The organism is Nitratidesulfovibrio sp. D1 (assembly GCF_051133415.1).
GTDB lineage: Bacteria > Desulfobacterota > Desulfovibrionia > Desulfovibrionales > Desulfovibrionaceae > Cupidesulfovibrio.
On record NZ_JBPGNZ010000004.1, the window covers coordinates 20,833 to 45,562 of the forward strand.

The window sequence follows — 24,730 nt, forward strand, 5'->3', positions numbered from 1 at the left end:
TCCCAGGGCCGTGTGTCACCAGAGGCTACCCCCCGAGGTAGGCTTTCTTCACTTCCGGGTCGTTGAGCAGCGAATCGGACGGCCCCTGCGCCACGATCTCGCCGGTGTCCAGCACGTAGCCACGGCTGGCGACCTGCAAGGCGAGGCGGGCGTTCTGTTCCACCACGATGATGGTCAGCCCCTCGCGGTTCAGTTCCTTCAGGGTGCGGAACATCTCGTACATCAGCAGCGGGGCCAGGCCCATGGACGGTTCATCCAGCAGCAGCACCTCGCAGCTGGTCATCAGCGCGCGGCCCACGGCCAGCATCTGCTGTTCGCCGCCGGACAGGGTGTCGCTGCGCTGGGTGCGCCGCTCGGCCAGGCGGGGGAACAGGTCGAAGATCCGTTCCAGGTCGCGCCCGATGGCCGGGTCGTTCTTGCGGGCGTAGGTGGCCAGCATCAGGTTTTCCATCACCGTCAGGTTGCCGAAGATGTGCCGCCCCTCGGGCACCAGCGCGATGTGCAGCTTGCTGACCACGTCGTGCGGTTCCACGTTCAGCAGCGACCTGCCCTTGAACAGGATGTCCCCGCCGCTGACTTTGGGCGCCTCCGGCGGGGGCAGGCGCATGATGGACTTCAGCGTGGTGGACTTGCCCGCGCCGTTGGCCCCGATGAGGGTGACGATCTCCCCTTCGTCCACGTGGAACGAAAGGCCGTGCAACGCCTCGATATTGCCGTACTTTACGTAGAGATTCTCGATGGAGAGCAGCATCAGATCGTATCGTCTCCCAGGTATGCCTTGATGACGACCGGGTTGGACTGAATCTCCTCGGGCGTCCCTTCGGCAATGGTGCTACCGAAATCGATGACCTTGATCCATTCGCACAGGCTCATGACCACCTTCATCTGGTGTTCGATCATCCAGATGGCGATGTCGAACTCGTCGTGAATCCAGCGGATGAGCTTGATCAGCCCGTCCACGTCGGCCGAGTTCAGGCCCGCCGCCGGTTCGTCCAGCAGCAGCAGCTTCGGCCTGATGGACATGGCCCGGGCAATCTCCACCCGGCGCTGCAACCCGTAGGGCAGGTTGCGGGGCCGTTCGTGCGCGGCGTCCTTCAGGTCCATGGCCTCCAGCATTTCCCAGGCGATGGCGTCGATGTTGCCCTCGCTGCGGGTGAAGCGGCCGGTGCGCAGAAAGGCGTCCCAGATGGTGTAGCCCAGGCGGTGGTGCTGGGCGATGCGGATATTGTCCAGCACGCTCATCTCGTGCCACAGCCGGATGTTCTGGAAGGTGCGGGCGATGCCCCGCGCCGTGACCTGGTGGGGCCGCAGGCCCGCGGTGGGCTGGCCGTTGAACACGATCTGCCCCTCGGTGGGCTGGTAGAACCCGGAGACCAGGTTGAACACCGTGGTCTTGCCCGCGCCGTTGGGGCCGATGAGCGCGATGAGCTTGCGCTCCTCCACCGATATGTTGAAGTCGGAAACGGCCTGCAACCCGCCGAAGCGTTGCGTCACGCCTTTCATTTCAAGCAGCGGCATGTCCTCGTTCCCCTATTTGAACGTGTAGAAGCGGCGCAGCTTCGGGAAAACATCCGAAAGCTCGCGGTTGCCCATGATGCCCTCCGGCCGGAACTGCATGAGCAGGATGAGGATCAACGGGATGAGCACCCACTTCCACACCTGGCTCAGCTCGTATCCGGCGGGCAACAGGTTGACCGCGTGCAGGGCCGCATCGATGCCGGGAATGACGAAGCGCAGCGATTCGAGCAGCAGCGTGAACAGGATGGCCGCCATGACCGAGCCGGACAGCGAGGCCATGCCGCCAAGGTAGACCATGACCAGCCCTTCCGTGGACTTCAGGATGTTGAAGGCCTGCGGGTTCACGTAGCCGTACACGTGGGCGTACAGCGCCCCGGCCACGCCGGCCAGGCCCGAGGACACCATGAACGCCACCAGCTTCACGTGGTTGGTGTCCACGCTCATGATCTCGGCGGCCACCTCGTCCTGACACACGGCGGAAATGCCCTTGCCGTAGGTGGAGTTGACCAGGCGGCGCAGGATCCACACCGAGAACACCGTGCCCAGGATGACCCAGATGAACATCCAGGGAATGTCCACCATGTCGCGCATGCCGTTGATGACCCGCTTCATGCCGTGAAAGCCGCGCGGGCCGCCGATGATGTCCAGGTTCTCGATGACCGAGATGACGATGTAGTTGGCCGCGATGGTGATGATGGCCAGGTAGTCGCCGCGCGTGCGGAACGAGGGCAGCGCCACCAGCAGGCCGAACACCGAGGCAACGAGCCCGGCCACGATCAGCACCACCGGGAACAGCATGGGGGCCAGTTCCGGCGGCAGCAGCGCGTCGCCCACCAGCTTGTTGGAGGTGAACAGCACCACCGAGAGCACGGACGAGGCATAGGCGCCCACGCACATGAACCCGGCGTGCCCGCACGAGAACTCGCCCATGTAGCCGTTCACCACGTTCAGGCTGGCGGCGAAGATGATGTTGATGCCCATGAACATGAGCACCGTCTGGGTGTACTGGTCTATCAGGTTGAACTGCGCCAGCAGCACAAGGCCAAGGCACAGCGCCGCCAGCGCGGCGTTGAGGGCGTATTTCTGCATGTTCGCGTATCCTCTGGCGTGCGTCGCGGGTTAGATCTTGGTGGTCTTTGCCACGCCGAAGAGCCCGGTGGGCCGTTGCCACAGGATCATCAGCAGGATGGAGAAGGCGAACAGGTCCCTGAACGTGGAGGGCAGGAACGCCGCCACCATGATCTCGATGAACGCCAGCAGGAACCCGCCGATGAACGCCCCGCGAATGTCGCCGATGCCGCCCACCACCGCCGCGATGAATGCCTTCCAGCCCACCATGGCGCCCATGTAGGGGTCGAGGATGGGGTAGGACATGGCGAAGAGCAGCCCGGCAAGGCCCGCGAAGCCCGACCCCAGCACGAAGGTGAACACGATGATGGAATCCAGCGGAATGCCCATCAGCGGCAACGCGAACTTGTCCCACGACACGGCGCGCATGGCCATGCCGATGCGGGTGCGCGTGACGATGAATTGCAGCAGGAAGAACACCAGGAACGCCGCGATGATGACCCACACCTTCAGGTTGGTCACGGACACGGAGCCGAAGGTGTACACCACCTTGTCCACCATGTCGGGCAGCTTGCGGCGGCTGGCGCCCAGCAGGGCCAGGTTGCCGTTCTCGAGGACCAGGCCGCACATCAGCGCGGTGATGACCACGTACAGCCGGTGCGCGCCCTTGCGGCGCAGGGGGCGGTAGGCGATGCGCTCCAGCGTCACGCCCACCCCGGCGGTGAGCAGCATGGTCAGCGGAATGGTCAGCGCCAGCGCGGCCCAGCCCGGCAGGGCGAACACGCCCAGCAGGTCGCCCAGCAGCAGCGAGGAGACGAAAAATGCGATGTACGCGCCCACCATGAAGATGTCGCCATGGGCGAAGTTGATGAGCAGCAGCACGCCGTACACCAGGGTGTAGCCCAGGGCGATCAGCGCGTAGAAGCTGCCCCACTGCAGCGCGTTGAACAGGTTCTGGATGAAGATTTCCACAGTCCCGAAACCCTCCGTGGAACGGTTTGCCCCTTGGCGCGCGCCGTACGCGCGGCAGGGGGGCAGAACACGGGCGGCGCGTCGTGCGCGCCGTCCGTGAACGATGATTCGTATGTTCCGCTTCGCAGGTGCCGGGTTCCGGGTGGGAACCCGCGCAGGGCGGCACCTTGGCCGGGCGGCAACCCGGCGCGCCGCCGCGGGCGGCGCGTGACGGAAGCGGAAGCCGCGACGTGCGTGCGGCAGGAAAGGCCCCGCGCGGCCCGGGGGCCGCGCGGGGCTTCGTGTACTAGTTGGGGCAGACCGATTCGGCGAAGGTAAATTCGCCCTTCTCGCTGATCTTGACGACAACGGCGCACTTGATGGGGTCGCGGTTCTCGTCGAAGCTCATCTTGCCGGTGATGCCGTCGAAGCTCTTGATGTTGACCATGGCGTCGCGCACGGCCTTGCGCATCTTGCGCACGTCCGTATCGACCTTGCCCACGCTCTGGACGGCCTGCAGCACAAGGCGGGTGGCGTCCCAGGTCAGGGCGGCCACGTCGTCGGGGATGTAGCCGTACTTGTTGTTGTACTTGTCGATGAATTCCTTGGTGGCGCCGGTGGCGCCCGCGGCGGCGTAGTGGGTCGAGAAGTACTGGCCCACGCATTCCTTGCCGCACAGGTCCATCAGTTCGGCCGAACCCCAGGCGTCGGAGCCCATGAACGGCCCCTTGTAGCCAAGGTCGCGCGCCTGCTTCACGATCAGGGCGACGATGTTGTAGTTTTCAGGCAGGAAGATGAAGTCGGGCTTGACCGCGATGACCTTGGTCAGCTGGGCCGAGAAGTCCTGGTCCTTGGTGCCGTGCGATTCCATGCCCACCACGGAACCGGCGCCGTGCTTCTTCTCCCAGTCCGCCTTGAAGAACTCGGCAAGGCCCTTCGAGTAGTCGTTGGAGATGTCGAACAGCACGGCGGCCTTCTTGGCGTTGAACTGCTTGGTGGCGAAGTTGGTCACCACGGGCGCCTGGAAGGGGTCGAGGAAGGCGGCGCGGAACACCCACGGACGGCCCTTGGTGGTGTCCGGGTTGGTGGACCACGGCGAGATCATCGGGGTTTCGTTGTCGTTGGCGACGCCGCCCGCGGGCACGGCCTGCTTGGACGACTGCGGGCCCACCACGGCCAGGACCTGGTCGCGCTCGATGACCTTCAGCATGGCGTTGACGGCGGATTCGGGCTTGGCTTCGTTGTCCTCGAACACGAATTCGAGCTTGTACTTCTTGCCGCCCACGTCCAGGCCGCCCTTGGCGTTGATTTCTTCGCGCAGCATTTCGGCGGCGAACTTCGATGCCTCGCCCACCTTGGGGATGTCGCCGGTCATGGGGATGACGAAGCCGAGCTTGATGGTGTCGGCGGCGAACGCCTGGCCCGACAGCACCAGCAGAAGTGCCAGCACGAGCAATACTGTCTTCTTCATCTTTGCCTCCTCGCAGGGAAACTAGGGTTTTTGATAGCGGTTTAGTATCGTAATCAGGCCATGAAGGGAACCGGTTTCTTCAATAATGTCTTTTTTGTAAATCTTCAAATATTTCACATAAATAAAATTTAACCATTTTGTCATCGGATTTTGTGCCGTCATACTGGACAGTTAGCTAACCATCGGGCATCATGCGCAAGATGCCGCGCGGCAGGGGCCGCAGCATGCCCTCGCGGCAGGGCTGACGCCCCTTGATGTGGTAATCCGCAAGGTTGCGGCATGTTCCGAGGTTCCGGCGACCTTTTCGCGTCGGCGAGCGCCCCGGCCCGTTCGGGTGGCGTCCGCTTGACACGACAAGATTGTTCATTCAACCCATCCCGCGCCATGCACCACCAGAGCGCCCTGCGCTTCCACAAGTTCAGCCCCGGCGGCAACACCACCATCCTGGTCACCGACCCGGTGCCCGCGCCCCTGCGCGCCGCCGTGGCGGCGGAACTGATGGGCGAGGACCACGTGCACGCCGAGCAGGTGGGCTTCGTCACGCTGGCCGGACCTCGCCCGCGCATCGACATGATGGGCGGCGAATTCTGCGGCAACGCCTGCCGCTCGCTGGCCGCCCTGCTGGCGCTGAAACGGGTGCTGCACGCCGGGCCGGGGGGGCTCATGTCCGGCGAGATCGAGAGTTCCGGCGTGTCCGGCGTCCTGCCGGTGCGGGTGGTGCACACCCCGCACGGCCCGGACGCCGCCGTGCGCATGCCCCTGCCGCCTGCCGCCGGAAACGCGGACCCGGCGCACGGGGCCTCTCCCCGTGACGTACAACCCGCCCCGCCCCGGCTGGCGCTGCCCGTGGCCGACGGGCTGGTGCTGGTCCGCCTGCCGGGCATCGCCCATCTGCTGCTGGACGCCTCGGTGCATCCCTTTCCGGACGACTGGCGCGACCACGCGCGCACGCTCATCACCCGCCACGGCCTGGACGACGAACCGGCCGCCGGGTGCATCTGGTGCCACGGCTCCCTGGCCGCCCCCGCCATCACCCCGGTGGTCCGGGTGCGGGACACCGGCAGCATCATCCTGGAATCGGCCTGCGGTTCCGGCTCGCTGGCCTACGGCCTGCACCGCGCCGACATGGCCGAAGGCGAGATATCCCTGGCGGTGCGCCAGCCCAGCGGGGCAACCATCCGCGTTTCGGTAAGCCGCCGCGACGGCGTGACGCCCGAGGCCTGGATAGGCGGCACCGTGCGCCACGTGGCCAGCGGCACCGCCTATCTCCACGGCGACCCGCAGACCTAGTCCCCTGTTTCCGCACGGCCGCCGCCCTTCCGGCCCCGCCGCTCACGCGCCTTTTCCTGCATCGGCGGTATATTGCCGCACGTCTGCCGCGGCTTCCGCCGCGGTCCCAATTGACGGCGCCGTAACCTTTCCGTAACAATGCATGCACGGGAACCTCCCGAAATCACGGGTGCTCCCGCAACATTTCCCGGCATCGCCACGGAGCCCTTGCCGGGGCTCCCCGCACCCTTCACGGACGCCCGCCGTCACTGCGACACATCCATGGCATTTCGCACGCTTTTCTTCGACCAGCAGGACCACGAGCTGTTGCTCATGGTCAACAAGGTGCTGGAGAAGACCCACACCCCCAGCCCCTTCGTGCGCAAGCTGTTCGACGCCAGCCTGCACCCGCACGGCATCAAGGAGCTTTCCGTCTCGCGCGAACTGCGCGTGGCCTACGCGGTGATCAACCTGCTGGACTCGCTGGAGGCGGGCCTGGCGGAAGACCGCCTGCTGGCCCTCCAGACCCTGCGCGACGAAGTGCTGTACAGCGCGCAGACGGGCCTGCGCCGCAACACGGCGCGCGTGCTCATCCAGATCATGAAGGACCTGGTGCGCGCCCACGGCGACACCTGCCGCCAGCTCAAGCTGGCGCACGATTTCCGCCGCGCCGCCTCGGGCAAGCCGCGCATCGTGCGCGCCCTGCTGGCCCACTACCACCTGCTGGAAATGCCAGAAGAGTGGAACCAACTGGCCTTCGACAACCACGTGCACGACGCCAACACCAAGGGCCGCAAGAACCCCACCCACCTGATCATGGACGCGTGGATCAAGGGCATCCGGCACCTTACGGTGATCTACTACAACTTCGTGGAATCGGCCGCCGCCAGCGAACTGATGCAGGCCGCCGACATCATGGGGGTTTCCGTCCGCATCGGGGTGGAATTCCGGGTGCCCGCGCGCAACAAGTACGCGGAACTCATCTGGGTGCCGCGCGGCTTTTCCGATTCGCAGGGCTTCCTGTCCTTCCTGGCGGAAACGCCCACCCAGCACCTGATGCAGGAAGGCCGCAAGGCTTCGCAATATCTTGCGGAATACGTGTTGCAGGTGCTGCGCCGCTACAACGAGCGCCACCGCCGCGCCATCAACGACGAATTCGGGCTGACCCTGGAACCGCTGCACCGCGACGAATTCCTGGCCTTCGTGGGCACGGGGCAGCCCTCGCTGCTGCACCTGGCGGAATTCATCCACAAGCGGCTGGTGCCCGCCCTGCAGGGCCGGGTGGAGGAGTTGCGCGACGAATGGGCCATGGCCACCCAGCCCGAGCGCGAGGCCATCGAGGCCCTTGTGCGGCGGCTGGACGGGCTGGACGCCGAGACGGTGCACGACCTGTGGCTGGCCCCGGCATGCAACCCCGACATCCCCTCGGCCTTCGTGCCCCGCGAAGGGGCCGACGTGCCCGACATCCTGCGCACCCCGCCGCGCGCCCTGCTGGACTGGCTGACCAGCCTGCACAGCGGCTACCGCATCACCCTGAACCTCTCGGAACTCACCGTGGCCGACGTGCTCGAGCTGCTGTGGGACTGCGAGGGGTTGATCACCCACCTCGAACTGTTCAACCTCAAGGACTGGGCAGAGGGCGACGACGCGCACGTGGCCAGCATCCGGGCCATCAACGAACTGCAACTGGCCATCAACAGCGGCAGCGCGCCCCGGCTGAAGCGGTTCATCCGCACGCTGATCCGCGACTACTCCGACTCGGGCGCGGCGGATGCCTGCGAACGCTGCGAAAAGTTCCGCCGCATCCTGCGCAACATCCCTAGGTTGCAGAGCTTCTACAAGTCGGTGCAGTTGAAGTCGCGCATCGGCAGCGATTCCACCAGCCGGTCGCACCGGGTGCACGGCATGGGCCTGGTGTTCCGCGAAACCCTGCCCCCGCGCGCCCAGAAGCAGGTCGACGACCCGCGCGACACCATGCGCCAGATCATTCCCGTGCACACCGAGGTGTACCTGCGCGAAAGCATGCTGGAACGGCGCACCCCCGTGCTGCCCAGCACCACCATGGTGAGCATGGTGCGGCGGCTGCCGGGATGTTCGCGCTTCGGTTTCCGCCGGGTGCGCGAATGGGTGGTGCGCACCGACACCTCGCGCGTCACCCCGTACGGCAACATCGCCACCCTGGGCGGCTTTGCCCGCAGCGCGGGCAACGGCCTTTCGCTGCACCCGCGCGGCGGGGCGGTCTGCACGCGCTGGATGGGCATGCGCTACCTGAACACCGGCGTGTCCAACGCCCTGAAGGTGCTGGCCGGGTTCATCCCCGCCGTGCTCTCGTTCCTGCAGACGCAGGACAGCCTGCTCACGGCCATGCTGTGGACCACCGTGTGGTTCGGCATCACCGGAGTGCGCAACGTCATCCAGGCCGTGACGGGCGGCGGCGGCATGGGCCGCACCCCGCTGCTGCGCTGGAACGACTACGTGAGCTGGAGCAGGATCAGCGATTCGCTGCTGTTCACGGGCATTTCCGTGCCGCTGCTGGAAAACGTCATCCGCGTGCTGCTGCTGGAAGAGGGCTTCGGCCTGACGGTGAGCAACAACCCGGCGCTGGTCTACGCCGTCATCTCGGCGGCCAACGGCGCGTACATCGCCGCGCACAACATCTACCGGGGCCTGCCCAAGGAGGCGGTGCTCGGCAACATCTTCCGCAGCGTGCTGGCCATCCCCACCTCCGTGCTCTACGGCGAACTGCTGCTGGAACTGCTGGTGCTGATGCACGTGCCCAACCCCGCCCTGCTCATCCAGCCCTATGCGGCGGTCATCTCCAAGATGGCGTCCGACACCATCGCCGGGGCCGTGGAAGGCTACGCGGACCGCAACAACAACATCCGCATCCGCCGCTGGGACTACGACAGCAAGCTGCACCAGCTGTTCGACTCCTTCTCGAAGCTGGAACTGCTGTTCCCCGAAGAGGACGTGCTGGAACTGCTCTCGCAGCCCAAGCAGTTCATCCGGGCCGTGGAGGCGGAGGCCGAGGACCTGGAACGGACCATCATCATCAACGCCCTGGACCTGATGTACTTCTGGATGTACCAGCCGCGCGCGCGCAACGTGCTCTCGCTGCTGGTGCGCGACATGTCGCCAGAGGAAAAGGCCATCCTGGCCCGCTCGCAGATGGTGCTGACCCGCGAACGCGAAGTGAGCCAGCTGTTCGTGGACGGCATCGTGGGCAAGAACTTCTCCAAGCCCCTGGCCTTCTACCTGGACCGCAACGTGGAATACCTGACGGCCATGTCGCGGCTTACCGGCGTGGACACGGTGGGCAACCGGGTGGCCTCGCCGGTGTGACCGGGCGGCCGCACGCCCCCCGCGCCCTTGCCCGGCCCGCGCTTTCGTGCCATACAGGCCGCGCGAGCCGCGGCTTGTCCGCCTTTGCTCGCCCCACTGGCCCCGCTTCGGCGGGGCTTTCCCTTTGCGTGGCCGCCGCCTTCCGCACGGCTCCGTTCCCGCACGGGAACCCGGTTACTTTTCCGGACCTTCTTGTGCGAACCGCCAAGCTGACCTACCATACAGGGTAAACATCCGCCCCGGCCCCGCGCCGGACGCCGGTCCCTTTTCAGCGGCACGGCGGCGGGGGCGACAACGCAACGGAGCGGCCCATCGGGAATCGCACCCGGCAACGGCGCGGCTTTCCCCCGCGCGGGAGGCGCACATGCCCAGCACATCCGGAACGTCAAAGGCCATCTTCTTCCATGAAACCGGCGGGCCGGAAGTGCTGCGCTGGGAAGACCACGACCCCGGCGCGCCCGGCCCCGGCGAAGCGCTGGTGCGCCACGGGGCCGTGGGGCTCAACTTCATCGACGTGTACCACCGCACCGGGCTGTACCCGCTGCCCTCGCTGCCCGCCATCCCCGGCATGGAGGGCGCGGGCACCGTGGAGGCCGTGGGCGACGGCGTGACAGAGGTGCGCCCCGGCGACCGGGTGGCCTATGCGGGCAACCCGGTGGGGGCCTATGCCGAACGCCGCCTGATCCCCGCCCACCGCCTGGTGGTCCTGCCGGACGACATCGACTTCGTCACGGCGGCGGGCATGATGCTGCGGGGCATGACCGCGCGCTACCTGCTGCGCGGCTGCTACCCGGTGGCCGAGGGCACCGCCATGCTGGTGCATGCGGCCGCGGGCGGCGTGGGTTCGCTGGTGGTGCCGTGGGCGCGGCATCTGGGGGCCACGGTCATCGGCACGGCGGGCGACGAGGCCAAGGCGGAACGCGCGCGGGCCAACGGCTGCCAGCACGTCATCCTGTACCGGCAGGAGGACGTGGCGGCCAGGGTGCGCGAACTCACCGACGGGCGCGGCGTGGACGTGGTGTACGATTCGGTGGGGCAGGCCACGTTCATGGCCTCGCTGGACTGCCTGCGCCCCATGGGCACCATGGTCTCGTTCGGGCAGTCGTCCGGCAGCGTGGAGCCGTTCAACCCCGGCCTGCTGGCGGCCAAGGGCTCGCTGTTCCTCACCCGGCCCAGCCTGATGCACTACACGGCGCAGCGGCCCGACCTGCTGGCCCACGCGCGCGACCTGTTCGACGTGGTGCGCGCGGGCATCGTGCAGGTGCAGGTGAACCAGACCTTCCCGCTGGCGCAGGCGGCCGACGCGCACCGCGCGCTGGAATCGCGCAGGACCACCGGGTCCACGGTGCTGCTGGTGTAGGAAACGGGAGAAAACACGGTCACTGCCGGGCGCGGCGGCCCGAAGCCCGCCGGGGAACCCCGCCCCCGGCGCTGCTGCATGCCGGGGCGTTTCCTGATAGCATGGCCCGCCGCATGGACTTCCCGTTCACGCGCCAGGTTGATTGCCGCACCCGCCGCACATGAAAGAGCCGCATGAACGACCGTTTCTCCTCCACACCGCCCGCTTCCCCGCCCCCGCGTGACGGTTCGCCGGAACAGGACGCTCCCCCGCCGGACGGGGTCGGCCTGCGCGAGGGGTTCACCACCGGCTCCGCCCTGGCCGCGGCGGCCACGGCCGCCCTGCGCCTGCTGCTGCGCGGCATGCGGCCGGACACGGTGTCCGTGCCGCTGCCGCCGTTCACCGGCGACGGGGACGACACCTCCCCGGCGGGCTGGCTGGACGTGCCCGTGGCCGAGGCCGTGCTGATGGTCCCCGCACAGGCGGGCGGCGGAACGGCGCTGGGCGTGGTGGTCAAGGACGGCGGCGACGACCCGGACGCCACCCACGGGGCGCGCATCGAAGCGCTGGTGGAGTGCGCCCCCGAAGGCACGTCCCTGCCCAAGGACGGCATGTCCCTACCGGATGGGCCGGACTCGCCAGACAGGCCAGACAGGCCGGACTCGCCGGACCTGGTCCTGCCCTTTCCCCGTGGCGGCGGGGTCGCCGTGCTGCTGCGCGGCGGCACGGGCGTGGGCCGGGTCACCCTGCCCGGCCTGCCGGTGGCCGTGGGCGAACCGGCCATCAACCCCGAGCCGCGCAGGCAACTGGCCTTCGCCGTGCGCCGCGAGTGCGCGGCGGCGGGCTGGCGCGGCACGGTGCGCGTCACCGCGCGGGTGCCCGAGGGTCCGCGCATCGCCCGGCACACCCTGAACCAACGCCTGGGCATCGTCGACGGCATTTCCATCCTCGGCACGCGGGGCACGGTGCGCCCCTACAGCCACGAAGCGTGGCAGGCCGCCGTGGCCCAGGGGCTGGACGTGGCCAGGGCCGCCGGGCTGCGCGAGGTCTGCCTGTCCACCGGGCGGCGCAGCGAAACCCTGCTCATGCGCGCCTACCCGGCCCTGCCGCCGCTGGCCTTCGTGCAGGCGGCGGATTTCGCGGCCTTCTCGCTGGCGGCCGCCGCGCGGCGCGGCTTCATCCGGGTGGCCTGGGGCTGCTTTTTCGGCAAGCTGGTCAAGCTGGCGCAGGGGCTGCCGCACACCCACGCCCACACCGCGCCGCTGGACCTGCCCCTGCTGGCCCGGTGGGCCGCCGACGCCGGAGCGGAGGCGGAAGCGTGCGCGGCGGTGGCCGCCGCCAACACCGCCGGGCAGGCCCTGGAACTCCTGCTGGCCGACCCGGCCCACCCCGCCGTGCTGCGGGCCGTGGCCCAACGGGCCCGCGACGCCGCTCATGGCTGGACAGACGGGGCGGAACACGTCACGGTGACGGTGCACCTTTTCCACATGGACGGCAGATGTCTGGTGACGGCATGACGCGCACGCCCCCCCCCACGCCCCATCCCGTGACGGTCATCGGCTGCGGCCTGCGCGGCGCCCCCCTGCCGCCCGGCCACGCCGCCGCCCTGGCGCAGGCCCAGGTGGTGGCGGGCGGGGCGCGCCTGCTGGATGCCTTTCCCGGCCATCCCGGCCAGCGCATCGTCATCGGCGGGGCGCTGGACGAGGCGCTGGACGCCATCGGGCAGTGCCGGGCGCGCGGCCTGCGCGTGGCCGTGCTGGCCGACGGCGACCCGCTGTTCTTCGGCATCGGCGCGCGGCTGGCCGCAGCCTTCGGCCCCGGCGCGCTGCGGGTGCTGCCCGCCGCGTCCAGCCTGCAACAGGCCGCCGCCCGGCTGGCCCTGCCGTGGCAGGAGGCCCGCTGCGTGTCCCTGCACGGCCGGGACGACTTCCGGCCGCTCACGGCGGCCCTGCGCGACGCCGGACATACCGGCGGACCGGTGTGCGTGCTGACCGACGGGTGCAACACGCCGGGGGCCATCGCCCGGTTCCTGTTGTCCCGCGGGGTCGGCGGGCTGCGCCTGCACGCCCTTGCCGACATGGGCAGCCCCGGCGAGCGTCACGCGGTGTTCGACCTGCCCCATTTTCCCCTGTCCCCGGATGACGCGGGCGATGCGCCCGCCCCGGAAGACGCCGCCGCGCGGCTTCGGGAACTGGACTCCCTGGGCGGCAACTGCACGGTCCTGCTGGTGCCCGATGCGGCCCCCTCCCTGTCCGCGCCCCCTCCCCCGCTCGTGCTGGGCATCCCCGACGGCGACTTCGCCGTGCAGGCCCGGCTGATCACCAAATGGCCGGTGCGCGCCGCCGGGCTCGCGGCCCTGCGCATCGCCCCCGGCCACACCGTGTGGGACCTGGGCGCGGGCAGCGGGGCCGTTTCGGTGGAGGCCGCCGCCCTGGCCCGCCACGGGCTGGTGGTGGCCGTGGAGCGCGACCCTGCCCGCGTGGCCCTGATCAAGGAGAACCGCCGCCGCTTCCGCACGCCCAACCTGCACGTTGTCCATGGCGAATTGCCGGGCTGCCTCGACGGCCTGCCCGGCCCGGACCGGGTGTTCATCGGCGGTGGGCTTGGAGGGGGCGGCGGACTTGGGGGCGCAGGCTTGGGAGGCGACGGCCATTCCCCCCACGAGGACCCGCTGCTGGATGAAGTGTGCCGCCGCCTGCCCCCCGGAGGACGCCTGGTGGCGCACTGCGTGCTGCTGGGCACGCTGGAGCGGGTGCGCGCCGCGCTTGCCCGGCACGGCTGGCCCTCCGAAGTGGCCTGCATCCAGGCCAGCGAAGCCGTGCCCCTGCTGGGCGACCTGCGCCTTGCGGCCATGAACCCCGTATTCATCGTGGCGGCCACCCGGCCCGAAGGTGACGCAGCATGACCCCGCGCACCGGCATCCCGCAGGCCCCATTGCGGATGACGCGGATGACGCGGATGACGCGGATGACGCGGGCGACACGGACCACACGAGCGATGCGGACGTCGCCGTGGCTGCCCCTGCTGCTGCTCCTGCTGCTGGCAATCCCGTCGCGGGCGGCCGCAGCCATCGAAACCGGCGATTCCGCCGCGCCGCTACGCGTGTTCATCCTCGACCAGCCGCCATGGAGCTATCTGCACGAAGGCCAGCCGTACGGCGCCGCCGTGGAGGTGGCCCGGGCCGTGCTGCACCGCCTGGGGCGCGAGGTGGAATTCGTGGTCACGCCCTTCAACCGTGGCCTTTCGCTGGTCATGCAGGGCAAGCTGGACGCGGCCCTGGCGGTCTACCGCACCCCCGAACGCGAAAAGCTCCTGCACTACACCACGGTGCCCATCTACGACGAGGACGTCATCCTGATGGTGCACCCCGGCGACCGCCACCTGGCCGCCGACACGGGCGGCACCGGGCGCGACGCCATCCTGTACGGCGAAAAGCCCGTGGCCCTGGCCCTGGGCTACAGCTACGGCCCCACCATGGACCTCCTGCTGGCCCGCAAGGGGCTGATCCGCACCTCGTCCTTCTACTCGTTGCAGGAAGGCGTGCAGGCCCTGCTGCGCCACGAGGTGGCGGCCGTGCCCGGCACCGAGCCCACCCTGCGGGCGTTGCTGCGCCGCCTTGCCCCCGGCAGGGAACCGGTGTTCATGTTCCCCGCCTTCGACTACGTTTCCGCCTACATGGCGTTTGCCCTCACCGCCGCCAACGCTTCGCTGACGGCGGATTTCGACAGCGCCCTGGGGCGGATGCGCGCCAGCGGCGAATACGCGCGCATACTGGCCGAGGCCGACAGGACCCTGCATGCCCATCAAGAACAATGACCGGCCCGGCGGGACACCCGCCGCCGAGGCATCTCCCGCGCCCTCCCCAGCGACCTCCCCGCCGACAGGGGGCCACGTGTGGTTCGTGGGGGCGGGCCCCGGCGACCCGGAACTGCTCACCCTGAAGGCCCGGCGGATCATCGGGACGGCGGACCTTGTCCTGTACGCGGGCTCGCTGGTGCCGCCGCAGGTGGTGGCCTGCGCCCGCCCTGGCGCGCGGGTGGTCGATTCCGCCCCGCTCACGCTGGAGCAAACCCACGCCCTGCTGCGCGAGACGGCCCTTGCGGGGGGCATGGCCGCGCGGGTGCACACCGGCGACCCTTCGCTGTACGGCACCGTGCGCGAGCAGATGCGCCTGCTGCATGCCGAGGGCATCGCCTGTTCGGTGGTGCCGGGGGTGACGGCGGCCTTTGCCGCCGCGGCCGCCGCCGGGGTGTCGTTCACCGCGCCGGAGGTCACCCAGTCGCTGGTCATCACCCGGCTGGAAGGGCGCACCCCCGTGCCCGGCGCGGAACGGCTGCGCGAACTGGCCCGCCACGGCAGCGCCATGGCGGTGTACCTTTCCGCCGCCGCCCCGGAACGGCTGGAAGAGGAACTGGCGGCGGCGGGCGTGGACCCGTGCACGCCGGTGCTGGCGGCCCACAGGGTGAGCTGGCCCGACCAGTCCCTGGCCTGGACCACGGCGGGCGGGCTGGCCGAAACCGTGCGGTCGCGCGGATTTTCGCGCCAGACGGTATTCCTGGTGCTGCCCGGCGAGGCGGCGGGGGATACCGCGTCGCGTCTGTACGCGGCCGACTTCGCCCATGGCTGGCGCGACATCCGCGAAGACGGGGACGATGCCCCGCATCCTCACGACAGCAAGGACTGACGCCGGGCTCGCCCCGTGAACTTTGCGTGACAATGGCGCACACGGTTGCATCGCCTTCCGGATCCGGGCATCATGGCGGCAGCGTCCCCGCTCCCCCGTCCGCCAACGGGAGGTCCGTCCCATGCGCCCCTCGGATATCCTGCATTCCCTGTCGCGCGGCCTGCGCCGCCTGCTGCTCGCGCCGCTGCGCCCCTCGGCCCGCGCCTTCTGGCGCGCCGCCCTCGACCGCCCGCACGGCAGCTTCATGGAGGCCCTGCACGGCTACATCTACCTGCGCTGGCCGCTGTTCTACATCGGCGTGGGCACCGGACGGCACCCGCTGGCCCGCTGGCTGGCCGCGCCGCTGGCCCGGCTGGGCGGCCTGCTGGGGGTGTGGGGCAAGGCCGAGGAGTTCGGGCCGGAATTCGCCCAGACCTACCACGGCAAGGTCATGCCGCCGGGCACGCTGCCCCGGCTCATCGCGGTGGAGCGGCCCGTGTCCACCACGGTGCCGGAAACCGTGCTGCCCTTCCGCATGGCGCGCGACATCATCCTCGACAACGCCGACGCCCTTGCCCTGCTGGACTGCCCCTGCCGCCTTACCAGGGAGGATCACTGCACCCCCGTGGACGTATGCATCCTGGCCGGCGGCCCGGTGGTGGACTTCGTGCTGGAGCATCACCCGGACATGGCCCGCCGCGTCACGCCCGCAGAGGCCATCCGCGTGGTGGAGGCGGAGAACCGGCGCGGCCACGTCTCGCACGCCTTCTTCAAGGAGGCGGTGCTGGGCCGCTACTACGCCATCTGCAACTGCTGCACCTGCTGCTGCGGGGCCATGCAGGCCCACCGCGAGGGCACGCCCATGCTGGTTTCCTCGGGCTACGTGGCCCGCGTGGACGCGGCCGCCTGCACCGGCTGCGGCCTGTGCGCGCGCGTCTGCCCCTTCGGCGCGGTGGGCATGGCCCATGGCCCCGCGCCGGAAACGTCTTCACCGGACGCGCCCCCTCCCGCCGCCCGCCCGGCCGTCCTCCCCGTCATCGACGCCGCCGCGTGCATGGGCTGCGGGGTGTGCGAACTGCGCTGTCCCGGCAAGGCCCTGCACCTGGTGCTGTCGCCGGGCAAGCCCGCCCCGCTGGTGCTGCCCGGCGACACGGCCCCGGTGGCTCTGGATCATCCGGACCTGTCCCGGCCCAATTTGGCTCGGTCAGGTCTGGCCCCAGACCCGGCCACACCGGAACAACGCGGGCTCCGTACCGCCAGCGGCAACGCCCGCACGCCGGGGTAGCCGTCTCCCGGACTCTCCGGCTCCGGCGGCAAGGGCGCGCCGCAGCGCGATACCGCACCCGCTTCACTTTCGCGGCCAGCCGGGCTATCGTCCCAGAATCATTTCGGGATATGCGCGTCCGGAAATACCTGCGGCCTTCCGCAGACCCACGCGACATGACCATACCGGACCAAGCCGGACCAAACCGGATCGGGCCGCCTCTCCCGGCCCCGGCCTCTTCCCTTGAAGCGCAACCCACCGGAAACGCAGGAGCAACCATGCGGCGCATCGGCAGACGACGCTTCCTGAAACTGGCCGGCATCACCGCGCTCACCGGCGCCGCCTGCCCCGCCGCCCTGGCGGCCCAGGCCGACCCCGCCCTGCGCCCGGTCAGCGTCCCGCTTCCCCCGCCGCGCCCCCTGGCCGGGCTGCACTCCGCCGCCACGTTCGACACCCCCCTGCCCCTGCCCGGCGACCATTCGTTCATGGGCCTCATGGACGGCGGGGCGCGCATCGAACTTTCCGCCACCTCCGCCCCGCTGCTGCCCACCGACGACATCCCGCCCGCGCCGCCGCTGTGCTTCGAAACCGAACACGACCGGCATCCCTGCTGGAATCCCACCCTGCTCCTCCAGCGCGGGGCCTCGCTGCGGGTGCGCCTGGTCAACCGGCTGGACGCCCCCACCCTGCTGCGCTGGCATGGCCTGCTGGCCGACTGGCGCATGGGCGGCCATCCGGTGATGATGCTGCTGCCCGGCGCCAGCTTCGAATACCGCGTCACCGTGCGCAACCGGGCGGGCGTCTACCCGTACCACGCCATCGCGCCGGGCTTTTCGGGCCGCCAGACCCACCAGGGCATGGCCGGGCTGTGCATCGTGGACGACGAGGAGGAACGCGCCGCCCTGGCCGCCATGGACATCGAACCGCTGGGGGCCTCGGGCACCGGGGCCTTCCAGGCCGCCCTGCCCAGTCCCGGCAGTCCCGGCATGGGGCCCTCGGACATTCCCCTGCTGATCCAGGACCGGCGGCTGGACCGCAACGGCGTGCCGGTCTACGCGCCCTCCCTGGACGACCGGGTCTCCGGCCTCGTGGGCGACGTGCTCACCGTCAACGGCGTGCCCGGCCCCCGGCTGGACGTGGTCACCCGCATGTACCGCCTGCGGCTGGCGAACATGTGCAACGCGCGCATCCTGCACGCGGGGCTGGCCCGTGCCAACGGCGCGCCGCTGCCCTTCCTGCTCATGGGCACCGACGGCGGCATGCTGGAACGCCCGCTGCCCGCGCAGCGGCTGTTCCTGGGTCCCGGCGAGCGGGCGGACATCCTGGTGGACCTGCGCGCGGCGAGTCCGGGCGACGAATGGTACGTGGTCAACCTGCCCTTCGACCCCATGCGCCGCGCGGGGGCCGCCTCCGGCGGGGCCGGATCGCCCGGCGAGGGCGAGGCCGCGCGGCTGCTGCGGCTGCGGGTCGTGCAGCGCGTGGCCTACGACCTGCCCCTGCCCGTGCGGCTGTGCGACTTCCCCGCCGCTCCCCCGATGCCGCAGGGGCCGCCGCGCCGCCTGCACGTGTCGCGCGGCGAGGTCATGGGCCGCCCCGCATGGCTGCTGAACGGCCAGCCCTTCGCCATGCGCCACGACACGCGGGTGGACCTGCCCGACGATTTTCCGGCGCAGCGCGTGGCGGAACGCAAGCCCGAGGTCTGGGAACTGTCCAACGACGCGGTCTCCATCCCCCACGCCCTGCACCTGTCCGGCTACCAGCTGCGCGTGCTGGAGCGGAGCGGCAGCCCCGCCCACGTGGCGGCCCTGGCCGTGGACCCGGCGGGCCGCGCCGCCCCCGACACCGGCATCAAGGATACGGTGCTGGTCTGGCCCGGCGAGACGGTGAAGGTGCTGGTGGATTTTCGCGACGGCCCGGACGGCCAGCAGCGCGCCGCGCTGTATTCGCGCATGCTGGAATGCCTGGACGACGGGATGGTTCAGGATGTTGCCGTGCCGTAGCGCGGGCGGCGAGGATGCCGCGGGGAGCGCCGGGGGACCGGAGGAGAAGCCCGCCGGGCCATGCGCCCGGCGGCCGCCGCGCCGCGTGTTCCGGTGGCTGCCGCTGGCCGTGGCCGTGCTCGCCGTCCTGACCGTCCTGGCCGTCCTGGCTGCGGGCCTGACGCTTCCGTTCCCCGGACACTGCGCCGACGGCGCGCCTCCGGCCAGATCGGTCCACTCCGCCCGACCGGCGTCCCTCCCGCCGTCGCGGGTGCTGTTCGACGAAGACCTGCCGCCGTATGCCTACCGGCTTTCGGGCGAGGCGCACCGCGCGCGCGGCATCTATCCGGAGCTGACGGCCGAGGCGTTCCACCGCCTGGGGCTGAGGACGGCCCTGGAGCCGACGCCATGGGCGCGCGCCATGGCGGAACTGGACGCCGGACGCGCCGGGGTGTGCGGCCTGTACTCCACCGGCCAGCGCCTGCTGCTGCACGACTTCTCCTCTCCGCTGTTCGAAGAGCGCCTGCATCTGGTGGTTCCCGTGGGCTCGGACATGCCCGAAGCCCTTGCCGGGCCGGACGGCGAGCCCCTGGCCGCGCTGCGGGGCATGCGGCTGGGCGTGGTGCGCGGCTGGAGCTACGGCGACACCCTGGACGCCGCACGTACGGCGGGCGCGTTCGTCGCAGAGGAAGCGGGCAGCGAGGCCCAGAACATGCTGAAGGTGGCGGGCGGACGGCTGGACGGCGCCATCATCACCCGCGAAGGGGCCATGTGGTTGCAGGAACGGCTGGGGCTGACCCGCCTCGTGGTGGTGGCCCCGCTGCCGCTGGCGGTGCTGCCGGTGCACCTGGCCTTCCGCAGGCAGGCCGGGCAGCGCGAACTGCTGCGCGCCTTCGACGCGGCCATCCGCGACATGCGGGCCGACGGCACCTACGCCCGCATCGTGGAGCGCGCCCTGGACGGGCAGGACGGGCAGTAGCCAAGGCGCGGCGGAACCGCCGGATTTTCCTATCTTCGCAGCGTGGCCACCAGCCGTAGCGGGTGCAGCAAGAGGTCCAGCCCATTGCAAATATGGCGCACGGCCACGTCGGCGGCGCACAGCGCCTGCACCGAAGCGCCCTCGTCGCCCATCACCGCCACCGAAAGCCCCGCCTCCAGCAGCATGAGCAGGTCGTTGCGGCCGTTGCCCATGGCCACGGTGCGCAACGAGCCAAGGTCGGCCACGTAGCGGCGCTTGGCCTCGTCCTGCATGCCGGGCGGCAGCACGTGCAGGCGCACCGGCAGCCCGGCCAGCGCCGAGGCCACGGTGCCGAAGGTGTCGGCCGTGACCACGTGCACGGTCAGTTCCCCGGCCAGCCGGGTGATGCGTTCGGCAACGCCGTCCACCAGCGCGCCCGAGGACGCGATGGTGCCGTTGTAGTCAAGGACCAGATGGTCCAGTTCAAGGACCTCGCGGCCCGGAATCTCCAGTCTGAGCATGTCGGCCTACCCCGGTTGCGCGTCCCTTTCCGGCGGGAACCATGGCATGCGTGCGGCCCCTCCCCGCTGTCGCCACCCGCGCGGTGCGCGCTCCGTCCCTGTATCCGGTTGCGCCGGGGGTGGCAACGCGTGCGGACCCGCCCGGTCGGAATGTCCCGCCGCGCCGCGCCGGTTCAGCCCCCCACCGGCGCACGGCCGGGGGTACGGTCCCTTCCCACTGGACAGCCCCCGCACGGGGGGCTAGAAACCGGACGACGCGCCGCCTCCCCGGCGCGCACACCCGAAAAACACCCCTTCGCGGCGGAGGAACCATGGCGTCCATCACCGGCGCTCTCATACTGGCAGCGGGCAAGGGCACCCGCATGCATTCCGACAAGCCCAAGGTATTGCAGTCCATTCTGGGCGAACCCATGCTGCGCTTCGTGTACGACGCGCTGGAACCGCTGTTCGGCGACAACGTGTGGACCGTCATCGGCCACCAGGCCGACATGGTGCGCGCGGCGTTCAAGGGCGAGGACCACCGCTTCGTGGTGCAGGAACGGCAACTGGGCACCGGGCACGCCCTCCAGGCCGCCTGGGACGAACTGAAGGCCGCCGGGCTGGACCGCGTGGTGGTGGTCAACGGCGACACCCCGCTGCTGCCCACGTCCACCGTGGCCACCTTCCTCAAGGAAGCCATGGACGCGGACGTGGCCTTCATGACCCTGACCCTGCCCGATCCCGGCGCGTACGGCCGCGTGGTGCGCCACAACCGCCGCGTGGTGGCCATCGTCGAGGCCAAGGACTACGACGAAACCCTGTACGGCCCGGAACCGGACGAGATCAACGCAGGCATCTACTGCCTGCGCATGGACGCGGTGGAAAAGCTGCTGCCGCGCCTGACCAACGCCAACAAGAGCGGCGAATACTACATCACCGACCTGGTGGGGCTGGCCGTGGCCGAGCGCATGGACGTCATCGGCGTGGAATGCGGGCAGGACCCCAACCTGCTGGGCGTCAACGACCCGGCGGAGCTGATCCGCTCGGAGGCCTTGGTGCGCGCGCGCATCGCCCTGAACTGGATCGAGAAGCGCGTGCTCATCCATGCGCCGGAAACCGTGCGCATCAGCCCGCGCGCGGTGCTGGAACCGGGCGCGGAACTCTACGGCCCGTGCGAGGTGTACGGCGCGTCGCGCATTGCCCGCGCAGCCGTTGTCCATTCGCACTGCTGGCTGCGCGACGCCGTGGTGGCCGAAGGCGCCACCGTGCACCCCTTCAGCCACGTGGAAAAGGCCGAAATCGGCCCCGGCTGCGTGGTGGGCCCCTACGCCCGCCTGCGCCCCGGCGCGGTGATGGAGGAAGGCGCGCGGGTTGGCAACTTCGTGGAAATGAAAAAGGCCCGCCTGTGCAAGGGGGCCAAGGCCAACCACCTGACCTACCTCGGCGACGCGGAGGTGGGCCCCGGCGCCAACATCGGCGCGGGCACCATCACCTGCAACTACGACGGCCTGCACAAGCACCAGACCGTCATCGGCGAGGGGGCGTTCATCGGCAGCAACAGCGCGCTGGTGGCCCCGGTGACCATAGGCGCCCGCAGCCTGGTGGGCGCAGGTTCCGTGATAACAAAGGATGTTCCGGACGATTCGCTGGCCATCGCACGGGGCCGCCAAACGACCATGCCGCGCCGCGGGAACCCTTGATTTCACGCCGTGAAACGGCTATTTAACAGACATGGAACTGATTGACCTGCTTGAAACCCGCGTCACGGCGCTCCTGTCGCAGCTCGAAACCCTGCGCGAGGAGAACCGTCGCCTTCGGGAAGAGGTCGAAGGCGGCCTTTCGGCGCTGGCGGAAGAGAACCGGACCCTCAAGGAAGCCCTTGACGAGGAGCGCACCGTGAAGGATGCGGTGCTTACGCGCATCGACGCGCTGCTGCTCCGCCTCAAGGACCAAACCGGCGACGCCTAGGCGCGTCGAGGCCCCATGCGCACCTACAACCTCACCGTCCTGGGGCTTGAGGTTTCCTTCAAGGCCGAGGCCGACCCCGCAAGGGTCGAAACCGCCAAGGCCCTGGTGGAAGAACGGTTCGACAGGCTGAAGTTCCACGGAAGACAGCTCAGCAAGGAGAAGCTGCTGACCTTTCTGGTTCTGGGACTGGCGGACGACCTGTTGCAGTCTACCCGGCAGAGGGACGACATGCGTAACCGCATGGAAGCCCTGCTGGCGAAAATAGAGGAATCTGCGTAACTCCCGTTGCGCCGATGCATAACGATCCCTGGAGTGTGCGTGATTGACCTGCCATCGCTGACCTCACAAGAAAAAAACAGGGGACCTGTACGGCGGACCGGTGTGCAGACCCGGCCCCGCGCCGGGGAGCCTGAAGGCCCGCCCGAGGTCCCCACCCTGACATAGTCAGGTCCTGCTTTGGCACGTCACACGGCGCTCCGGGGCTTCGTCCATGCCCCCTCGCCCCCAACAAGGCCCGCCCGGCGGGGCATCCGCGTTTAGCACAAGAGTGCGCGGACCCCGGCGACGCGGCCGTCCGTCCCCTCCTTGCCCGAGCTCCCGTCTTCCCCGTGCTCATGGAATCGGCACGGTGATTTGGCGTGTCTTCACGCCGTGGCACTGCCCGCCGCCCCGCTGGGGCGGCCCGCGCACGGCCCGGAAGGCGCGCCAGGCCCGCTTGCCGGACGCGACATCGGACGCTGGTCCGACACCATAACGGGAGTTGCAGTATGGGGCTCATGGAAATCATCTACGTCGTCGTGGGAGCGATCATCGGCGCGGCATCGGGCTATGCCCTGCACCGCTACGTCAGCTCCAAGCGCATCGCCGATGCCAACGAACTCGCCAAGCGCATCGTCGAGGAAGCCCGCAAGGAAGCGCAGGCCCAGAAAAAGGAAATCCTGCTCCAGGGCCAGGACGAAATCTTTCACCAGAAGCGCGAACTGGAACACGAAATCAAGGAGCGCGAGCGCGAGCTGAAGGCCCGTGACCGCAAGATGCAGGAACAGGGCGAACGCCTTGAGGAAAAGCTGGAAAAGGCCACCGAGAAGGAGCATGAGGTGCTCGCCGCGGAAAAGGAACTGACCCGCCGCGAACGCCGCCTGGCCGACATGGAGGAGCAGATTTCCAGCCGCATCGAGGAACAGGAACGCCGCCTGCAGGAAATATCGGGCCTGACCGCCGAAGAGGCGAAATCGCGTCTTTTCGAAGACATCGAGGCGCGCACCCGCCACGAAGCCGCCAAGATGATCCGGCTCATCGAGACCGAGTCCAAGGAAACCGCCGACCGCAAGGCCAAGGAAATCATCGCCAACGCCATCCAGCGCTACGCGGGCGACTACGTGGGCGAGCAGACGGTGACGGCCGTGACCCTGCCCAGCGAGGACATGAAGGGCCGCATCATCGGCCGCGAGGGGCGCAACATCCGCGCGCTGGAAGCGGCCACCGGCGTGGACCTGATCATCGACGACACCCCCGAGACGGTCATCCTTTCCGCCTACAGCCCGCTGCGCCGCCAGGTGGCCAAGATGGCCCTGGAACGGCTGATCCAGGACGGGCGCATCCACCCGGCGCGCATCGAGGACATCGTGCGCAAGTGCGAGCAGGAGCTTGAGGTGCAGATCCGCGAGGTGGGCGAACAGGCCACCTTCGACGCGGGCGTACACGGCATCCACCCGGACATCGTGCGCCTGCTGGGCCAGCTCAGGTACCGCACCAGCTTCTCGCAGAACGTGCTGCAACACTCGCTGGAAGTGGCCGCCCTGTGTGGCATGATGGCCGCCGAACTGGGCATGGACATCAAGAAGGCCAAGCGCGCGGGCCTGCTGCACGACATCGGCAAGGCCGTGGACCACGAGGTGGAGGGGCCGCACGCCATCATCGGCTCGGACATCGCCAAGAAGTACAACGAAAGCAAGGAAATCATCCACGCCATCGCCGCCCACCACGAGGACATCCCGCCCAAGTCCGCCCTGGCCGTGCTGGTGCAGGCCGCCGACGGCCTGTCCGGCGCCCGCCCCGGCGCGCGCAAGGAACTGCTGGAAAACTACGTGAAGCGGCTGGAAGACCTGGAGAACATCGCCACCGGCTTCGAGGGCGTGGCCAAGGCCTACGCCATCCAGGCGGGCCGCGAGATCCGGGTCATGGTCAACTCCGACAACGTGGACGACGACCAGACCTACATGCTGTGCAAGGACATCGCGGGCAAGATCGAAAAGAACCTGACCTACCCCGGCCAGATCCGGGTCACGGTCATCCGCGAACGCCGCGCCGTGGGCTTCGCCAAATAGCCCGCGCGGCCCCGCCGCACACCCCCCGCAGAACCGAAGAAAGCCCGGCCGCAAGGCCGGGCTTTTCACATGGGGTTCCAAGGGCGGCAGGGGCGGTAGCCCCGTGGCCTTTG

At 69.4% G+C, this 24,730-nt stretch carries 20 protein-coding genes and 1 other RNA gene; 15 read left to right on the forward strand and 6 right to left on the reverse strand.

Going from position 1 to position 24,730, the window contains the following annotated elements:
• Positions 1–25 precede the first annotated feature (25 nt).
• From ACR4XJ_RS08195 to ACR4XJ_RS08215, 5 genes are all read right to left on the reverse strand, one after another.
• Positions 26–751, reverse strand: a complete 726-nt coding sequence (locus ACR4XJ_RS08195) for an ABC transporter ATP-binding protein (protein ID WP_434754774.1) — start codon at positions 749–751, stop codon at positions 26–28.
• The gene (locus ACR4XJ_RS08200) at positions 751–1,518 is read right to left on the reverse strand and encodes an ABC transporter ATP-binding protein (RefSeq protein ID WP_434754775.1); all 768 of its coding nucleotides are present in this window, start codon (positions 1,516–1,518) and stop codon (positions 751–753) included. The genes ACR4XJ_RS08195 and ACR4XJ_RS08200 overlap by 1 nt, the downstream gene beginning before the upstream one ends.
• 12 nt (positions 1,519–1,530) lie before the next feature.
• On the reverse strand, positions 1,531–2,607 hold the full coding sequence (locus ACR4XJ_RS08205; protein WP_434754776.1) for a branched-chain amino acid ABC transporter permease: 1,077 nt from the start codon (positions 2,605–2,607) through the stop codon (positions 1,531–1,533).
• A gap of 30 nt (positions 2,608–2,637) precedes the next feature.
• Entirely contained in the window at positions 2,638–3,558 is a 921-nt protein-coding gene (locus ACR4XJ_RS08210) for a branched-chain amino acid ABC transporter permease (protein ID WP_434754777.1), read from the reverse strand.
• 286 nt (positions 3,559–3,844) lie between these two features.
• Positions 3,845–5,008 (reverse strand): ABC transporter substrate-binding protein, encoded by a 1,164-nt coding sequence (locus ACR4XJ_RS08215; RefSeq protein ID WP_434754778.1) that lies wholly within the window; start codon positions 5,006–5,008, stop codon positions 3,845–3,847.
• A gap of 384 nt (positions 5,009–5,392) precedes the next feature.
• Between ACR4XJ_RS08215 and ACR4XJ_RS08220 the strand changes: the two genes are divergently transcribed.
• The 10 genes from ACR4XJ_RS08220 to ACR4XJ_RS08265 all read left to right on the forward strand — a co-directional run bounded on the left by ACR4XJ_RS08220 (position 5,393) and on the right by ACR4XJ_RS08265 (position 19,843).
• Positions 5,393–6,298: a diaminopimelate epimerase gene (locus ACR4XJ_RS08220; protein ID WP_434754779.1), complete on the forward strand. Its 906-nt coding sequence runs from the start codon at positions 5,393–5,395 to the stop codon at positions 6,296–6,298.
• A gap of 261 nt (positions 6,299–6,559) precedes the next feature.
• Entirely contained in the window at positions 6,560–9,619 is a 3,060-nt protein-coding gene (locus ACR4XJ_RS08225; protein WP_434754780.1) for a hypothetical protein, read from the forward strand.
• Between the two features lie 364 nt (positions 9,620–9,983).
• Complete coding sequence (locus tag ACR4XJ_RS08230; protein WP_434754781.1) at positions 9,984–10,979, forward strand: quinone oxidoreductase family protein; 996 nt, start codon at positions 9,984–9,986, stop codon at positions 10,977–10,979.
• Positions 10,980–11,152: 173 nt separating this feature from the next.
• Positions 11,153–12,475 carry a cobalt-precorrin-5B (C(1))-methyltransferase CbiD gene (gene cbiD, locus ACR4XJ_RS08235; RefSeq protein ID WP_434754782.1) on the forward strand — a complete coding sequence of 441 codons (1,323 nt, stop codon included), beginning with the start codon at positions 11,153–11,155 and terminating at the stop codon, positions 12,473–12,475.
• Complete coding sequence (gene cbiE / locus ACR4XJ_RS08240) at positions 12,472–13,863, forward strand: precorrin-6y C5,15-methyltransferase (decarboxylating) subunit CbiE (RefSeq protein ID WP_434754783.1); 1,392 nt, start codon at positions 12,472–12,474, stop codon at positions 13,861–13,863. Before cbiD ends, cbiE begins: the two co-directional genes overlap by 4 nt.
• A 92-nt stretch (positions 13,864–13,955) precedes the next feature.
• Positions 13,956–14,774, forward strand: coding sequence for a substrate-binding periplasmic protein (locus tag ACR4XJ_RS08245; protein ID WP_434754784.1), 819 nt, complete (start codon positions 13,956–13,958; stop codon positions 14,772–14,774).
• Entirely contained in the window at positions 14,755–15,642 is an 888-nt protein-coding gene (cobM, locus tag ACR4XJ_RS08250) for a precorrin-4 C(11)-methyltransferase (protein ID WP_434754785.1), read from the forward strand. Before ACR4XJ_RS08245 ends, cobM begins: the two co-directional genes overlap by 20 nt.
• A gap of 121 nt (positions 15,643–15,763) precedes the next feature.
• A complete protein-coding gene (locus ACR4XJ_RS08255) occupies positions 15,764–16,906 on the forward strand; it encodes an ATP-binding protein (protein ID WP_434754786.1) in 1,143 nt (380 codons plus the stop codon).
• Between the two features lie 257 nt (positions 16,907–17,163).
• The gene (locus ACR4XJ_RS08260; RefSeq protein WP_434754787.1) at positions 17,164–18,885 is read left to right on the forward strand and encodes a multicopper oxidase family protein; all 1,722 of its coding nucleotides are present in this window, start codon (positions 17,164–17,166) and stop codon (positions 18,883–18,885) included.
• A gap of 85 nt (positions 18,886–18,970) precedes the next feature.
• Entirely contained in the window at positions 18,971–19,843 is an 873-nt protein-coding gene (locus ACR4XJ_RS08265) for a substrate-binding periplasmic protein (protein ID WP_434754788.1), read from the forward strand.
• Positions 19,844–19,872: 29 nt separating this feature from the next.
• Here ACR4XJ_RS08265 and ACR4XJ_RS08270 read toward each other — a convergent pair whose 3' ends face one another.
• On the reverse strand, positions 19,873–20,343 hold the full coding sequence (locus tag ACR4XJ_RS08270) for an HAD family hydrolase (protein ID WP_434754789.1): 471 nt from the start codon (positions 20,341–20,343) through the stop codon (positions 19,873–19,875).
• Positions 20,344–20,654: 311 nt separating this feature from the next.
• Here ACR4XJ_RS08270 and glmU point away from each other — a divergent pair, with 311 nt between their 5' ends.
• The 5 genes from glmU to rny all read left to right on the forward strand — a co-directional run bounded on the left by glmU (position 20,655) and on the right by rny (position 24,617).
• A complete protein-coding gene (gene glmU / locus ACR4XJ_RS08275) occupies positions 20,655–22,022 on the forward strand; it encodes a bifunctional UDP-N-acetylglucosamine diphosphorylase/glucosamine-1-phosphate N-acetyltransferase GlmU (protein ID WP_434754790.1) in 1,368 nt (455 codons plus the stop codon).
• Positions 22,023–22,053: 31 nt separating this feature from the next.
• Positions 22,054–22,290, forward strand: a complete 237-nt coding sequence (gene zapB / locus ACR4XJ_RS08280) for a cell division protein ZapB (RefSeq protein WP_333505419.1) — start codon at positions 22,054–22,056, stop codon at positions 22,288–22,290.
• A 15-nt stretch (positions 22,291–22,305) separates the two neighbouring features.
• Entirely contained in the window at positions 22,306–22,569 is a 264-nt protein-coding gene (gene zapA / locus ACR4XJ_RS08285) for a cell division protein ZapA (protein ID WP_434754791.1), read from the forward strand.
• Positions 22,570–22,591: 22 nt separating this feature from the next.
• A non-coding RNA gene (ssrS, locus tag ACR4XJ_RS08290) (6S RNA) lies at positions 22,592–22,777 on the forward strand.
• Between the two features lie 280 nt (positions 22,778–23,057).
• Positions 23,058–24,617 carry a ribonuclease Y gene (rny, locus tag ACR4XJ_RS08295; protein ID WP_434754792.1) on the forward strand — a complete coding sequence of 520 codons (1,560 nt, stop codon included), beginning with the start codon at positions 23,058–23,060 and terminating at the stop codon, positions 24,615–24,617.
• Positions 24,618–24,730: the final 113 nt, after the last annotated feature.

What these genes read in the sequence shown, in the direction of transcription:
- rny (WP_434754792.1), top strand. Translation starts at nt 23,058, where the DNA reads ATGGGGCTCATGGAAATCATCTACGTCGTCGTGGGAGCGATCATCGGC.
- ACR4XJ_RS08205 (WP_434754776.1), bottom strand. Translation starts at nt 2,607, where the DNA reads ATGCAGAAATACGCCCTCAACGCCGCGCTGGCGGCGCTGTGCCTTGGC.
- ACR4XJ_RS08225 (WP_434754780.1), top strand. Translation starts at nt 6,560, where the DNA reads ATGGCATTTCGCACGCTTTTCTTCGACCAGCAGGACCACGAGCTGTTG.
- ACR4XJ_RS08245 (WP_434754784.1), top strand. Translation starts at nt 13,956, where the DNA reads ATGCGGACGTCGCCGTGGCTGCCCCTGCTGCTGCTCCTGCTGCTGGCA.
- ACR4XJ_RS08220 (WP_434754779.1), top strand. Translation starts at nt 5,393, where the DNA reads ATGCACCACCAGAGCGCCCTGCGCTTCCACAAGTTCAGCCCCGGCGGC.
- ACR4XJ_RS08260 (WP_434754787.1), top strand. Translation starts at nt 17,164, where the DNA reads ATGCGGCGCATCGGCAGACGACGCTTCCTGAAACTGGCCGGCATCACC.
- cbiD (WP_434754782.1), top strand. Translation starts at nt 11,153, where the DNA reads ATGAACGACCGTTTCTCCTCCACACCGCCCGCTTCCCCGCCCCCGCGT.
- cobM (WP_434754785.1), top strand. Translation starts at nt 14,755, where the DNA reads ATGCCCATCAAGAACAATGACCGGCCCGGCGGGACACCCGCCGCCGAG.
- ACR4XJ_RS08270 (WP_434754789.1), bottom strand. Translation starts at nt 20,343, where the DNA reads ATGCTCAGACTGGAGATTCCGGGCCGCGAGGTCCTTGAACTGGACCAT.
- ACR4XJ_RS08195 (WP_434754774.1), bottom strand. Translation starts at nt 751, where the DNA reads ATGCTGCTCTCCATCGAGAATCTCTACGTAAAGTACGGCAATATCGAG.
- ACR4XJ_RS08200 (WP_434754775.1), bottom strand. Translation starts at nt 1,518, where the DNA reads ATGCCGCTGCTTGAAATGAAAGGCGTGACGCAACGCTTCGGCGGGTTG.
- ACR4XJ_RS08230 (WP_434754781.1), top strand. Translation starts at nt 9,984, where the DNA reads ATGCCCAGCACATCCGGAACGTCAAAGGCCATCTTCTTCCATGAAACC.
- zapB (WP_333505419.1), top strand. Translation starts at nt 22,054, where the DNA reads ATGGAACTGATTGACCTGCTTGAAACCCGCGTCACGGCGCTCCTGTCG.
- cbiE (WP_434754783.1), top strand. Translation starts at nt 12,472, where the DNA reads ATGACGCGCACGCCCCCCCCCACGCCCCATCCCGTGACGGTCATCGGC.
- ACR4XJ_RS08255 (WP_434754786.1), top strand. Translation starts at nt 15,764, where the DNA reads ATGCGCCCCTCGGATATCCTGCATTCCCTGTCGCGCGGCCTGCGCCGC.
- zapA (WP_434754791.1), top strand. Translation starts at nt 22,306, where the DNA reads ATGCGCACCTACAACCTCACCGTCCTGGGGCTTGAGGTTTCCTTCAAG.
- ACR4XJ_RS08215 (WP_434754778.1), bottom strand. Translation starts at nt 5,008, where the DNA reads ATGAAGAAGACAGTATTGCTCGTGCTGGCACTTCTGCTGGTGCTGTCG.
- glmU (WP_434754790.1), top strand. Translation starts at nt 20,655, where the DNA reads ATGGCGTCCATCACCGGCGCTCTCATACTGGCAGCGGGCAAGGGCACC.